Source organism: Marinobacter sp. bablab_jr008, from assembly GCF_016464145.1.
GTDB lineage: Bacteria > Pseudomonadota > Gammaproteobacteria > Pseudomonadales > Oleiphilaceae > Marinobacter > Marinobacter nauticus.
Window position 1 is genome coordinate 230,899 of record NZ_JACDWW010000059.1, and the last position, 13,015, is coordinate 243,913.

Consider the following 13,015-nt stretch of genomic DNA (forward strand, 5'->3'; position numbering starts at 1 on the left):
ACGCAAAAAGCCCCGGCATAAACCGGGGCTTTTTTGTTGAATGCTGAGCAGGTTATTACTGCATCGGCACCAGTGTCAGCTCAACGCGACGGTTCTGCTCACGACCCGCAGCCGTATCGTTGGAAGCAATCGGGTAGCGCTCGCCATAACCGGTGGCCCGGGTACGACGGGGCTCAATGCCCTGATTCAACAGGAAGTCACGGACAGAAGACGCGCGACGCTCGCTCAACAGCTGGTTGTAGCTGTCTGAACCGGTGCTGTCAGTATGGCCTTCAATCTGGATGATGGTTTTGTCGAACTCTTTCAGAACCAGAGCCACAGACTCAAGAGTGCCGGTAAAACCGGAACGGATGGTGGACTGGTCGGTATCAAAAGTGATGTTACCCGGCATGATCAGGTCGATCTGGTCACCATTACGGACGACGCGAACACCGGTACCTTCCAGCTTCTGGCGCAGCTGAGCTTCCTGGCGGTCCATGTAGTAGCCGATACCGCCACCCACGGCCGCACCGCCAGCGGCACCAATCAGTGCGCCTTTGCCACGATCACTGCTGCTGGAGGTTGCTGCACCAATCGCAGCACCACCGATCGCGCCAATAATACTGCCCTTGGTGGCGTTCGAAGTTTTCTCTTCCCCGGTATACGGGTCATAGGTCATACAGCCACTCAGGCCAACAGTTGCTACCGCAAAGGCAAGAATTGTCTTTTTCACTGTCTTCTCCCGTTTCTGTAATGGTTGGTCCGGAGCTTTTGGCACTACGGCCACTGCTTACTCCGAGAATGTATCGATAATGGTATTGAATACCGTCGCCTGCAAATCCTGCGCTTCGTTCACAAGATGATGACGACCGTCCGGTATTCTTCGTTCCTTCACTGAGGAAAATTTATTCCGGATAATCCTCAGATTGTGCTGCCAGTCTACCGTCAGATCCTTCTCACCCTGCACCACGGTGACCGGAAAATCCACCGGCCTCGCCGACTCAATGTGCGGCACCCATTGTCTCAATGCAGTCACCCAATCGACATGAACCGCTCTTGCCTGCAACGGGTCGTGTTCCCGCAGGAACCGAAGGAAGCGGGTATCGCCGCTGTTCGGTCCGAATACCCGTTTCCAGCGAGTCAGGAACGGTTTGACCAGACTGTGGAGAATCTTTGCCCCCAGCCAGCCCATAGGCCTTACCAGTGGCGCCAGCAACACCACTTTGCGGAACGCCGAGGACTCCCGGTTGTGGTGGTTCGACAGCAGGTAGTCAATCAATATTGCGCCACCCGTACTCTGCCCCACTGCGTACCAGGGCCCCCGAATCTTGTCCCTGACCTTCGCCATTACTTCCGACAGTACGGCCTGGTACTCCAGGAAACTGCCAATGGCGGCCGGCGTGCCACTCGACAATCCGTGCCCGGGCTGATCGTAGGCCAGAACATCGAAGCCTGCACCAAGACAGCGGTCAATCAATTGGGTATACAGACCCACATGATCAAAATAACCATGCAGAATGAACACCGTGCCTTTCGGGCTGGCGCTCTCCGGCAGCCGGAAGTAATGCACCATCACTTCATGCCGCTCGGCACAGATGTACCCCTGATGGTAGACCACATCCGGATGCTCAACCCAAAGATCAAGGCCATAGAACCGGCAATACGCCTCCATCTCGGAACTCAGTTCCCGGCTGGCGGACGGATCAAACGGTTCCAGACGGTCCAGCAGGGAATGTCTGTCCCAATTCGGTATTTCTATGGTATCTGTTTTCCAGTACACGTAGAGTTAAACGCCTGTCATGAATCCATAAATGCCAGTCATCCTAACGCATTCACAAGGGAGAACACAGATGTTCCAGCCGCTTCTTGAGGCCGGGTTGAGAGGGACCATGCACCGTTTTGTGAAGCCCGTCCTGTCCCGGGCGTTTCCGTTATCGGTGCAGCGCCGATACACCCGGGAAGCTTATCGAACATCCTACCCGCCTAAAGACGTCAGTTTCGCGTGGGAAGACCTGGGCGATGTACCGGTGCTGCGCGCCTCCCCGGAAGACCGTTCTGGCGGCACCGTACTGTATTTTCACGGCGGAGGCTATGTTATGGGCTCTGCCGATACCCACCGGGGCATTGCCGGCCATCTGGCCAAATTCTCTGGCTGCGACGTACTGGTACCGGATTACCGGCTGGCGCCGGAGCATCCGTTTCCAGCCGCGCCGGACGATGCCGAAGCCGTATATCTGGCCTTGATCAACCAGGGGGTATGCCCCGGCTCCATTGCCCTGGCCGGAGATTCCGCCGGCGGCGGTCTGTCGGTGGTACTGGCCATGCGATTGCGCGACCACGGTCATCCACTACCCTCATCCGTCACCTGCTTCTCGCCCTGGACAGATCTGTCAGAAAAGGATCTTTACACTCCGGAATGTGAACCGGTCCTGCACGCTGCCTGGACCTTCAAAGCCGCGAAAATGTATGCCAACGGCGTGCCTTTGACGCACCCGCTGGTGTCGCCTGTCTACGGTGACCTGAGTGGCCTGCCTCCCCTGCTGATTCAGGTCGGAAGCCAGGAAGTTCTGCTCAACGACGCCCGTCGATTGGCGGAGGCGGCCAAACAGGAACACGTGGAAACCACGCTGGAGATCTACAACAATCTCTGGCATGTATTCCAGGTGCACGCCGCGCAGCTTGACCGGGCCAGAGACGCTCTGGCCGTTGCCGGGCGTCACATCAGGCATCATCTTCAAGCCTGACGACACCCCGGATCAAAGCTTCCTTTCGAACCTTGGGCCAGCGCTTGACCTGCCATTCCAGGCGGGAGGCGCGGCTCCTGTCGCCGGCAGGCACATGGAACTCCAGGGTTAACGGCCCTTTACCTCTCAGGCTCCGGGCACCTTTGGGTGCCCCCGCCTGATGCTCGGCAAACCGCCGCTCCACATCTGTGGCAATTCCGGTGTAGAGGCTACCCGATGCGGTGCGAACAAGGTACAGATACCAGTTTTCAGCCATGGCTCAACGCCTGCTCCCGGTCACGGACCTTCTTCTGCTGCAGCCATAATCCCGCAATGATCAGCACCAGCCCGACGTAGGTCGAGGTGAGAATAACTTCGCCCAGAATGAAGTAGATAAACACCAGGGACAGAAACGGCGAGATAAAAATCAGATTGCTCACTTTCGAGGTGTTTTCTGCTTTTTTCATGGCCTGGGACCACAGCACAAAGGCTATGCCCATTTCAAAAACGCCGACGTAAACCGCAGCGGCCATCGAACTCCCGATCGGCATCGCCAACCCCGCCGTCTGCCAGCACACCAGCACAATGACCGGCAGTCCAAATAGAAAATTAAGAAACAGGCCAACCACCGGGTCCCGGGTATCCCGGGTGGCAATAATCCAGTAAGACGCCCAAACCAGCGTGCTGCCCAACGCCAGCGAGACACCGAGCGGGTCCGAGAATGAGAGCGAGGTTACCGCACCGCGGGTGGCGATCACTACCACTCCGGCGTAACACACCAACCCCGCCAGAATATCGATCCTGCGCAGTTTCTGCCCCAGAAACGGCACCGACAGATAGGCCAGCACCAGTGCCCAGGTGTAATTAAGAGGCTGAGCCTCCTGGGCGGGCAGACGGTCGAACGCACCAAACAGCAGAAAGTAGTACAGACAGGGATTGATCAGCCCCATCAGCATGGACTGCAGGTATTGGCCACGCCGCAAACGGAACACCAGTCCCCAGCGCCCCTGTAGCATGAGGATAGCCGCCATCACGACGATGGATGCGGTACAGGCCACCAGCAGCATCTGAACCGGCGCAAGATCCGCCAGTGACAATTTGAAGGCGGTAGCAACGGTCGACCACAGCAGCACCGTGGCAAGGCCGTACATCATGGCCTGTTTCTGATCAGTCATGCCCATGCTCCAAATCCGACTCCAGCCAGCGATACAGTGTTCTGCGATTAATGCCGAGTATCTGGGCCGCCCGGCGTTTATTACCATCAACGGCAGCCATGACCCGGCGCACGTAATCCTGCTGGAGCATCTCCAAGGTGGGCCATTCGGAAAGTTTCCCGGGCGAAGCGGCAACGGCAGCCTGAACAATCCCGCCCTGGCGCTTCCGGATGCGTTCGGGCAAATGCTCGGGCTGTATGGTATCGCTTTCACAAAAAGTGACCGCCCGCTCAATCGCACTGGACAGCTCACGCACATTGCCCGGGAACGGATAATCGCGGAGTATCCTTAACGTGACGTCACTGAACTTCAGGAACCCCCGGCTGTGACGACGTGCTGCCTCACCCAGAAAATGCATGGCCAGCAATTCAACATCCTCATCCCGCTCCCTCAGGGGAGGCACCGTTAACGACAGGGTTTCGAGACGATAATACAGGTCTTCGCGGAAATGACCCTGCTCAACAGCCCGAAGCAAATCCACATGCGTTGCCGCCAGAATGCGAACATCCACCATTTCCTCATGGTCAGCCCCCACTGGTTTGATGCAGCCCTCCTGCAACACCCGAAGCAGTTTGGCTTGCAGCGCCAATGGCATTTCACCAATCTCGTCCAGCAGCAAGGTGCCACCGTTCGCCTCTGCAAACAGCCCCCTACGGGCCTGCCGTGCACCGGTAAAAGCACCAGCCTCGTGACCGAAGAATTCACTTTCCATCAAGTCTGGCGGTATACCGGCACAATTCACCGCAAGGAACGGCCGTGCTGAGCGCTCACTTTGCTGGTGGATTGCCCTCGCAACCAGCTCTTTCCCGGTTCCACTTTCGCCATTAATCAGAACCGCGGCCTGACTGCGGGCAACCTGGCGAATGTCTGACCTGAGGCGATCCATCATCGCACTGCCGCCGATCAAGCCCATGTTTTCATCGCCGCCGCGCCCGGACTGATACTCCGCCAACTGCCGGTTCAGATCCGCCTGGGCCAGCAACCGTTTGATCTTTAACCGGAGATGATCCGTTGAGAGCGGCTTGGTCAGAAAATCATCAGCGCCGGCCTTCAAAGCATCGACCGCCTGGTCCACCGTCCCAAACGCGGTAATCACGATAAAGGGAATACCGGGATGCTCGGCCTGCTGAAGCGACAGAATCTCCAGACCGTCACCATCGGGCAAGCGCAGATCCGATACGATCAGGCCCGGGCGTTCGTCTGCCAGAGCAGTCCGCGCCTCGGCCACCATACTGACCCTGCGTACGCGGTATCCATCCACTTCCAACTCCTCCATCAGCAGTTGGCCAAGGCTGGCGTCATCTTCGACCAGCAGGATCGTGACAGGCCGGCTGCTCATTGCCCCACCTCTTTCGGAAAATACAGCGCCATACCACAACCACCCAACTCGCTATCAATCACCTCAACGGCCCCCCCGTGTTCTTTCATGACACTCTGAACCACTGCCAGCCCTAACCCCGTGCCTTCGCCGGCCGGGCGGGTGCTGAAGAACGGCTCGAAAACCCTGGCGTGATGCTCCGCCGGTATACCAGGGCCATCGTCCTCGACCCGGAACACCCAAAACTCCCCGGTCTCGCCGACAGAGAGCGCGACTTGTTCCCGGCCAGCCTGACACGCATTTCTCACCACATTCAGACACGCCAGGCCAACCCGGAGCGGCTCCGCCCGTGTCGGCATCGGCCTGTCAAAAGCGTCGGCTTGCAGCGAAACCGCCTGGCAGCGCCTGTCTTCACGGGCGCGGGTAACGACGTCCTCGAGAATGTCTGCCAGGTTTACGGGTCGCCGGGACTCGGGCACATGCCGGAAACAGTCCAGCAGTTGCTGGATAATCATGGTCATCCGGTCCACCTGATGTTCGATATCATCCAGATGCCGTTGCTGCTCCTGCTCCAGCCCGGCCCTGGCCAGAATGCGGGCCCGGCCCTGAATAACGTTCAGAGGCGCCCCCAGTTCGTGAGCTACCCCGCCTGCGACCCGGCCAATCATCGCCACTTTCTCCTGGTATTCCAGCTGTTCTGCCAGCGCCCGTTCCCGGGCAATCCTGTCTTCGATTTCGGCCTCGGCCTCGGCCATTCGTTCGCCCAGAGCACGAATGCCCTGCTGAATCTGACGCAGCTCCTGTGGCCCTGCCCCCGGTGTCTCCAACCGCCAGGCGCCCGGTTGCAGAGAGGCCATGCTCTCCAGCAAACGGTTCACATGTCGCCCCACGGTCCGGTAATGCCCCAGAACGACAACGAGGATGATGGTGGCCGCAATCATCGACCAGATCACCACTGCCCACCAACGGCTGGTGGCTACCAGATCATGGAAATCACTGCGTTGCCGCGTTACCTGCAACAAACCCTGAATCCGCCCGTCTTCCGCAACCAGCGGCGTGAACTGGGAAAACACCGACTCGCCATCCACCCAACGAAACGCGCCCCCGAGCTCACCACTGGCGATTGCCTTTTCGGCGCTGGCGCTATTGGTGACATCGGAGTCAGCAACACCGAGACTGGCCACCCGGTCACCCTCTGCGTCAAACACCGAGGCCCCGGAAATGCGCCCGATCTGGAAGATGGATTTCAGGGATTCGCCCAGGACCAGTTCATCGCTTTCGGCCAGCGCCTTACTCACCGGCCCGCTGACCGCTCGCGCCACCAGTTCCAGGTCTTCACGAAGGCGATCGTTCAGAGCGCGCTCTACCGCCCCCATGCCAATGTAGATAGCAATGCCACTGAACAGCAGCAGCGGCACTACAATACTGAGCACCAACGTTAATTGCAGCGACCGGAACAGTGCTCCCACCCGTTTTCCCATCAACGCCATAAACACCACTCTGCAGAAATGTCACAGCCTTTCTGCCACATGTGGCATTTTGCCACAAGACAGATTACTGAGCTTTAACCATAGAGCATCCATAAACTACTGTTTTTATTGCCTTTATAGAGAAATTAAAACCTGGCACGGGAATCGCTATTGTCACATCGACATTCACAAGTTTGTGGCTGGACGACCGAGCCGGCCTCATTAAAACCAGGAGTAAAGCTATGAACAAACTGCTTGTATCCATCACCGCATCTCTGGCACTGCTGGCAACCGCACCGGTGATAGCACAACAGAACCCGGCCCCGGCCGAACAGGGCTCCGGTTACAGCAACCCCGCCGCCGCAGGCAGCCAAAGCACCAATTACAGCGATGCTGAGCTGAAACAATTCATTGAGGCACAATCCGGTGTTATGGAAGTGCGAGAGGAATACATCGAGAAGATCGAATCAGCCGAGTCTCAGCAGAAGGCCCAGGAACTGCAGATGGAAGCCAATGATGAAATGGTCTCGGTGATCGAAGACGTGGGTATCGATATCCCCACCTATAACGCCATTGCCACCGCTTACAGCAGTGAGCCGAAGGTACGCAACCGCGTTGACGCTCTGATGTAAATTTCCTGCATCCGGTTCGTCGTCTGGCCCCGCTTCGGCGGGGCTTTTTTGTGGCTGTTCGTCTGGCGTTTACACATCGGCCTTTTCTCCTCGGTCTGTTGTGTTACCTTTTCCCTCTAGACTCAAATGCGCCGGATTCTGGAGCCCTGAATACAATGACCAAACGCCACCCGCTTCTCAGCTTCAGCCTCGTTGCCACTGCGGCAGTGATGCTGCTGACCGGCTGCTCCGACAATGGCTCCTCGTCAGCCGCGCAGAGTTCGGCGGACGGCAAACCAGAGTATCCGGTCACCTGGCGCTTTGCCCTGGAAGAGATTGAAGGCAGTGTTCAGCATCTTTACGCACAGCAGTTCAGGGAACAGGTCGAAGCGCTGTCTGGTGGAAGGATTGAGGTCGATGTCTTTCCTTATGGCTCTTTGGGCACCTCGGCCCAACTGACAGAACTGACTCGCAACGGCTCAGTCAACCTGGCCTTTGCCTCGCCCGGCCACCTGGCCGATACCGTTCCGGAAACCGGCCTTTTTAATCTTCACTTCCTGCTTCCGGAAGAACAGGAACCGGCCCGTCGCCTTCTGGAGGCGCCCGCGTTTATTTCCGCATTTGAACCGGCCTACCACAACGCTGGCCTGCAACTGCTGGGGTTCGTGCCGGAAGGCTGGATGACCTGGACGGCCAACAACCCCCTGAGAACCCCCGCCGATTTCCAGGGGTTAAGATTTCGCACCATGACCTCGGAAACCGCAGCAGAGGCTTTCCGAAGCTATGGTGCTGACCCCGTACAGACGCCTTTCGCCCAGGTATACAGCGATCTCCAGCTCGGCAACATCGACGGCCAGAGCAACCCGGTGTTTGCTATTGAGGAAATGGGGTTCCATGAAGTCCAGAACGTCATGACCATGGCCAGGGCCTCACGGTTTATCGCATCTGTTGTGGCCAATGAGGACTGGTTCGCAGGACTCCCCTCGCAGGAACGGAAATGGCTGGAGGAAACCATTGCACAGCTATCCGAGGAAGCCTGGACTCTCCAGGAGGACCTGAACAAGGAGCGGCTGGAGACCATACTGGAACAGGGCGGTATCCGGGTCGTACGGCTGACGGAAGCTGAAAGGGCGGCCTTCCGCGATGCGAGCCTGCCCGCCCGGCAACGCTTTATCGAACTGACCGGAGAGAAAGGCCAGGCGCTGATTCAGCGGGCAACGTCGATTGCGGGTGACTGATCAGCCCTGCCCGGATCAGGCTTTCTGAGCCTGCAGATAAGGGTAGGAGACCATCGGGACACCCTCGTCACCACAGATCTCCGCGGCCCTTGCGGTCAGGTCTGAAATGAAACGCGCCTGCTCTCTGGGCTCCAGCGGGTAGGCTTTCAACCGATAGCACATACCGGCTTCCCGTGCGGCAACCGTGACCAGCACCGGCTGGTAGGTTTTGGTGAGCGGGCAGGCAAAGATCGCATCCCGGAACAGGCCCAGCATCCGGCCGACATCGTGGTTCGGGTCCAGAAAAACCTCGGCCACGCACATCAGGTTATCCGTGCCGTCATTGCCATTGGCCAGCAGTGTATTCCACAGCAGGCTGTGGGGAATCACAATCACGGTATCATCCAGCGTCACGATTTCTGCGGCCCGGGTACCGATACTCCGCACCTCACCATAGCGACCGTTCACTTCGATCCAGTCACCCGGTCGGTAAGGCATTTCATAGAGCGTAACGATACCTGCAATGAGGCTGTTGGCGTAGTCCTTGAACGCAAAACCCAAGGCAAGACCCAGGGCACCGAAGATGGCAATCATGTTCTCGAATGAGGGTTCCACCAGAATGGGCACCACCACAATGATCGTCAGAACAATGACCAGAAGCCGGAAAAGAGGAACGGATGCGAGAAGGTACAGCCTCGGTTTTCCCGATAGTTTCGCAGCCAGTACCGGAACTGCTTTCTGAACCATCAGGATCAGCAACGAAGCCGCAACGATGACCGCCAGGGCTTCCAGCAAAGCCTCGGAGGTAATTGAAGACAGTGCGTCCTTGATACCGAAATCGCCCATAACCGTTTCTCCTAGAAGCTGTCCACCGGATACCCTTTGGATTGCAGATACCGCCGCACAGCCGGATACGCCAATGCCTGCACCCGAAAGATGCCTTCCTGCTCATCCCCGGTCACTACATCGGCTCGTTCCAGCCGGGACAGCGCTATCCGCAATTCCTCGCCAGGCAACCCCGACGTCAGCTCCAGCTGCCCCAGGCTCAGGCCGCCATGCATCAACAACGCATGCAGCAGGTAGCCGGACCGCCGGGCTGAACTCTGGGGCACGGCAGGCAAACTCAGCTGATCCAGTGGCGCCACCCAGCACTGGCGGCCCTCTTGATGTGCATCCCCTTCCCCTTGCTGCTGCGCCTCATCCTCGGGCCGTGCCCGAAGAGTTCGGCGCCAGATAGCCAGGGCAACCCCCGGATTTCCCCGAGCCAAAGTGGCCAAATCCCGGGTAAACAGGCTGTATTTTCGCTCGTCGTCCCCGGTTGGCGCCGGCAGTACATACAGGCCATCCTGGGTCATTCTCGCCGTCAGTGGTCCTTGCGAGCGCTCCCCCGCCAGATGTCCAAGCCAGTTGGTAAGACGATCCCCCGACAAAGGGCTGGGGGTCAATGGGGCCAGGTGGAGCTCTGGCAGGTACTGAGCCCAGAACTGCCAACACCAGCTGGAACAGCCAATGATGCCCTCACCCACTTTATCCCGCGCCAGGCGCGCGAATAATTCACGCAACAAGCCAAGACCGGACCGGTGTCGCAGCCAGAAATCTGCCAGTTCCGGTATTACCCAGTCATCGTCCTGAAGCTGGTGATCCCACCAGCCGGTAATGTCTCTTTCAGGCATTAACAGATTGTCCGGCGGGGCGATCACCCGCCGCCCCGAGGCCCCCAAAGCTTCGGCAATACCTGAGAATGGTGGTGCCACCAGAAAACTGGCCTTGCGTGACTGCCCGCCTGACCGGCGCAACTGTTCCAGCTCGTTCAATAAAGCCCGGGCAAGTTCTTCACGATCCGGTACCGGGGCATAGTCCTGAATCTGGCGTTCCGACAGGGTAGGCAAATCATCCAGACTTCTGAACGCCTGTTCGTCAGGATGAATGCCCGCTTTTAACTGATCCAGAATATCCCGGAGACCACTGCGAATGGTTCTGCGGACGGAGGTCTCCGGAACCCGCCATTGCTCCAGAGGAATCAGCCCGCCAGGCAGGCATGGGTGATCAGCTTGGTTGTTGTCAGTCAAAGGCGATACTCCGGGCCTATTCAGGCACCAGCCAATCCATGGAAGGCGACAGACCGAGCCGATCGGGGCCGGTCAGATCCGACATCATGGCCGCAAAGCGTTCATCAAACCCCCAGGGTGGATTCACAATCAGCATGCCGGAACCCACCATGCCCCGTTCGGGCGGCTGATCCAACATAACCTCGCACTGAAGAATCTTGCGCACTGAACCGGACGCCCTCAGCGAATCCATCAGCTGTTGCTCCAGGCCACTGGTTAACAGGGGATACCAGATAAGATAGACGCCATGGCGGCATTTTTTCCACGCGGCCATCAATGTCCGGGCTACGGCCTCATAATCGGTTTTGATTTCGTAAGAAGGATCAATCAGCGCCAACAGTCGCGGCTGTGCCGGCGGCAGACAATTCAGGAGCCCTTTCAGGCCATCCTCATGGCGCACCTTCACCCCCGATTCATCAGCCCACTGAGTCAGCTGACGCTCTTCCGAAGGGTGCAGCTCGAAAGCGGTGACGGAATCACCCGGTCGGCAAAATTCCGCAAACCATGCCGGTGAGCCCGGATACGTCTGCAGCAGCCCATTACCCGGGTTGTACCGCGCCAATACCTCCAGAACCGGCTGCCAGTCGCCGGAGGCCAGTTGCTCCCGGATCCGCCACAAGGCCTGAACACCCCCGTCAGCTTCCGCAGTTTTTCGGGCCCGCTCGCTGCCAAGATCGTAACGGGCACTGCCCGCGTGGGTGTCAAAACAGGCTATGGGGCTTTTCTTGGCTTGCATCATGGCCAGCACCAGCGACAGTGCGGCATGCTTCTGAACATCGGCAAAGTTGCCGGCGTGGAAGGCGTGAAGATAACTCAGCATAAAAGGCTCCCGGAATCAGGAGCCCATTAAGCCGCAGTCACCTTGGCCACGCAAGCGGCCCGACAATCACCTATATCAAAAACCCCTTGCTATGTAGGGTTTCCAAACCCATAATCTGAACGCTAATATTTCTTATTTACAAAAAGACCTCATCAACATGGAGTTTGAAATGAAAAACCTGTTTCGCCCAGCCCCATTGGCACTGACCATTGCCACAGCCCTTACCGCGGGCTGCGCAAACGCGCCCTGGTCCGCCGAGCAAAGTGCGCCGGCCACCAAAGCATCGGTGGTAACCCATTACGCCGATCTCGCCCATGCCACCTACGAGGATGCCCTGATTACTGCGCGTGCGCTGGACGAGGCTACTGACCGCCTGATTGCCAACCCCACCGAAGCCAACCTCAAAGCGGCAAAAGAAGCCTGGCTGGCCTCACGGGTTCCTTACCAGCAGTCAGAGGTTTTCCGCTTCGGCAATGCCATCGTGGATGACTGGGAAGGCCAATTGAACGCCTGGCCACTGGACGAGGGCCTGATCGACTACGTCAAAGCCGACGACTACCAGCACGAACTCGGCAATGCCGGTGCAACCGCCAACATCGTCGCCAGCAACAGCATTAACGTCGGCGGGGAAACTCTGGATGTGGCAACACTCACCCCTGAACTACTGGCCGACCTGAACGAAGTCGGCGGTTCCGAAGCCAACGTAGCCACCGGTTACCATGCGGTCGAATTCCTGCTGTGGGGCCAGGATCTGCACGGTTTTGAAGGTGGCGCAGGCGAGCGCCCGGTTACTGACTACGCCAAAGGCAACGACTGCACCAACGGCAACTGTGAGCGCCGTGCCCAGTATCTGGATGCCGTGACTGATCTGCTGGTCGATGATCTGGAGTGGATGGTTGCCCAGTGGGCCCCGGGCACCTCAGACAACTACCGTTCCCAGCTGACGTCCGCAAACGCCGACGAGGGCATCCAGAAAATGCTGTTCGGTATGGGTTCCCTGTCCCTCGGCGAGCTGGCCGGTGAGCGCATGAAAGTTGCCTTGGAAGCCAACTCCTATGAAGACGAACACGACTGCTTCAGCGATAACACCCACAACTCGCACTACTACAACGGCCAGGGCATCCAGAACGTGTATACCGGCACCTATCGTCGCGTAGATGGCTCTGTGGTTTCAGGCCCGTCCCTGTCTGATCTGGTTGAGCAGACCAACCCGGAGCTGGATGCTCGCCTGAACCGTCAGTTGGACGCATCAATGGAAGCCTTGGCGCTCATGAAAGCCCGCGCCGAAAGCAGCCAGAACCCGATGGCCTTTGACACCATGATCGCCCCGGGCAACGCGGAAGGCACCCGCATTATCAACGGTGCTATCATGGCGCTGGTTGAGCAGACCGGCTCTATCGAGCAGGCTGCACGGCAACTGGGCATTCAAGGCCTGTCCCCGGACGACGCCGGCCATTCATTCTGATTGATCCGGTTGCAGTAAACGGATACCGGGAGATAGAAACTCCCGGTATCCTGCTAACAAGAACAAGCCATGGAAAACCCTCCTTTATGCC

13 protein-coding genes are annotated in these 13,015 nt (G+C 58.2%); 4 read left to right on the top strand and 9 right to left on the bottom strand.

Annotated elements, in window-relative coordinates; translation table 11 throughout:
* Window positions 1-55 precede the first annotated feature (55 nt).
* Entirely contained in the window at window positions 56-712 is a 657-nt protein-coding gene (locus JIF53_RS09635) for an OmpA family protein (protein WP_014422186.1), read from the bottom strand.
* A gap of 57 nt (window positions 713-769) precedes the next feature.
* Window positions 770-1,759, bottom strand: a complete 990-nt coding sequence (locus JIF53_RS09640) for an alpha/beta hydrolase (protein WP_011786266.1) — start codon at window positions 1,757-1,759, stop codon at window positions 770-772.
* A 70-nt stretch (window positions 1,760-1,829) separates the two neighbouring features.
* Between JIF53_RS09640 and JIF53_RS09645 the strand changes: the two genes are divergently transcribed.
* Window positions 1,830-2,723, top strand: coding sequence for an alpha/beta hydrolase (locus JIF53_RS09645; protein WP_199452367.1), 894 nt, complete (start codon window positions 1,830-1,832; stop codon window positions 2,721-2,723).
* Here JIF53_RS09645 and JIF53_RS09650 read toward each other — a convergent pair.
* Genes JIF53_RS09650 through JIF53_RS09665 form a run of 4 tightly spaced genes read right to left on the bottom strand, consistent with a single transcriptional unit; the run spans window position 2,701 to window position 6,724 of the window.
* Window positions 2,701-2,979 carry a GIY-YIG nuclease family protein gene (locus JIF53_RS09650; protein ID WP_014422188.1) on the bottom strand — a complete coding sequence of 93 codons (279 nt, stop codon included), beginning with the start codon at window positions 2,977-2,979 and terminating at the stop codon, window positions 2,701-2,703. The genes JIF53_RS09645 and JIF53_RS09650 overlap by 23 nt on opposite strands.
* Complete coding sequence (locus JIF53_RS09655) at window positions 2,972-3,877, bottom strand: DMT family transporter (RefSeq protein ID WP_199452368.1); 906 nt, start codon at window positions 3,875-3,877, stop codon at window positions 2,972-2,974. Before JIF53_RS09655 ends, JIF53_RS09650 begins: the two co-directional genes overlap by 8 nt.
* Window positions 3,870-5,255, bottom strand: coding sequence for a sigma-54-dependent transcriptional regulator (locus JIF53_RS09660; RefSeq protein WP_014422190.1), 1,386 nt, complete (start codon window positions 5,253-5,255; stop codon window positions 3,870-3,872). Before JIF53_RS09660 ends, JIF53_RS09655 begins: the two co-directional genes overlap by 8 nt.
* The gene (locus JIF53_RS09665) at window positions 5,252-6,724 is read right to left on the bottom strand and encodes an ATP-binding protein (protein WP_199452369.1); all 1,473 of its coding nucleotides are present in this window, start codon (window positions 6,722-6,724) and stop codon (window positions 5,252-5,254) included. The genes JIF53_RS09660 and JIF53_RS09665 overlap by 4 nt, the downstream gene beginning before the upstream one ends.
* Before the next feature lie 221 nt (window positions 6,725-6,945).
* Here JIF53_RS09665 and JIF53_RS09670 point away from each other — a divergent pair, with 221 nt between their 5' ends.
* Together JIF53_RS09670 and dctP are read left to right on the top strand one after the other, a co-directional pair.
* On the top strand, window positions 6,946-7,335 hold the full coding sequence (locus JIF53_RS09670; RefSeq protein WP_014422193.1) for a DUF4168 domain-containing protein: 390 nt from the start codon (window positions 6,946-6,948) through the stop codon (window positions 7,333-7,335).
* Between the two features lie 155 nt (window positions 7,336-7,490).
* Entirely contained in the window at window positions 7,491-8,552 is a 1,062-nt protein-coding gene (dctP, locus tag JIF53_RS09675) for a TRAP transporter substrate-binding protein DctP (RefSeq protein ID WP_183576543.1), read from the top strand.
* A gap of 15 nt (window positions 8,553-8,567) precedes the next feature.
* On the opposite strand, the gene JIF53_RS09680 is transcribed toward dctP, so the two are convergent.
* The 3 genes from JIF53_RS09680 to JIF53_RS09690 are packed head-to-tail and all read right to left on the bottom strand — an operon-like array spanning window position 8,568 to window position 11,459.
* Window positions 8,568-9,377: a mechanosensitive ion channel family protein gene (locus JIF53_RS09680; protein ID WP_011786274.1), complete on the bottom strand. Its 810-nt coding sequence runs from the start codon at window positions 9,375-9,377 to the stop codon at window positions 8,568-8,570.
* A gap of 11 nt (window positions 9,378-9,388) precedes the next feature.
* Window positions 9,389-10,600, bottom strand: coding sequence for a hypothetical protein (locus JIF53_RS09685; protein ID WP_183576545.1), 1,212 nt, complete (start codon window positions 10,598-10,600; stop codon window positions 9,389-9,391).
* 16 nt (window positions 10,601-10,616) lie between these two features.
* A complete protein-coding gene (locus JIF53_RS09690; protein WP_199452370.1) occupies window positions 10,617-11,459 on the bottom strand; it encodes a 23S rRNA (adenine(2030)-N(6))-methyltransferase RlmJ in 843 nt (280 codons plus the stop codon).
* Between the two features lie 169 nt (window positions 11,460-11,628).
* On the opposite strand from JIF53_RS09690, the gene JIF53_RS09695 reads away from it, so the two are divergent.
* A complete protein-coding gene (locus JIF53_RS09695) occupies window positions 11,629-12,924 on the top strand; it encodes an imelysin family protein (RefSeq protein ID WP_199452371.1) in 1,296 nt (431 codons plus the stop codon).
* Window positions 12,925-13,015: the final 91 nt, after the last annotated feature.

Coding starts and splice junctions, on each gene's coding strand:
- JIF53_RS09645 (WP_199452367.1), top strand. CDS start 1,830: ATGTTCCAGCCGCTTCTTGAGGCCGGGTTGAGAGGGACCATGCACCGT.
- JIF53_RS09650 (WP_014422188.1), bottom strand. CDS start 2,979: ATGGCTGAAAACTGGTATCTGTACCTTGTTCGCACCGCATCGGGTAGC.
- JIF53_RS09655 (WP_199452368.1), bottom strand. CDS start 3,877: ATGACTGATCAGAAACAGGCCATGATGTACGGCCTTGCCACGGTGCTG.
- JIF53_RS09660 (WP_014422190.1), bottom strand. CDS start 5,255: ATGAGCAGCCGGCCTGTCACGATCCTGCTGGTCGAAGATGACGCCAGC.
- JIF53_RS09665 (WP_199452369.1), bottom strand. CDS start 6,724: ATGGCGTTGATGGGAAAACGGGTGGGAGCACTGTTCCGGTCGCTGCAA.
- JIF53_RS09670 (WP_014422193.1), top strand. CDS start 6,946: ATGAACAAACTGCTTGTATCCATCACCGCATCTCTGGCACTGCTGGCA.
- dctP (WP_183576543.1), top strand. CDS start 7,491: ATGACCAAACGCCACCCGCTTCTCAGCTTCAGCCTCGTTGCCACTGCG.
- JIF53_RS09680 (WP_011786274.1), bottom strand. CDS start 9,377: ATGGGCGATTTCGGTATCAAGGACGCACTGTCTTCAATTACCTCCGAG.
- JIF53_RS09690 (WP_199452370.1), bottom strand. CDS start 11,459: ATGCTGAGTTATCTTCACGCCTTCCACGCCGGCAACTTTGCCGATGTT.
- JIF53_RS09695 (WP_199452371.1), top strand. CDS start 11,629: ATGAAAAACCTGTTTCGCCCAGCCCCATTGGCACTGACCATTGCCACA.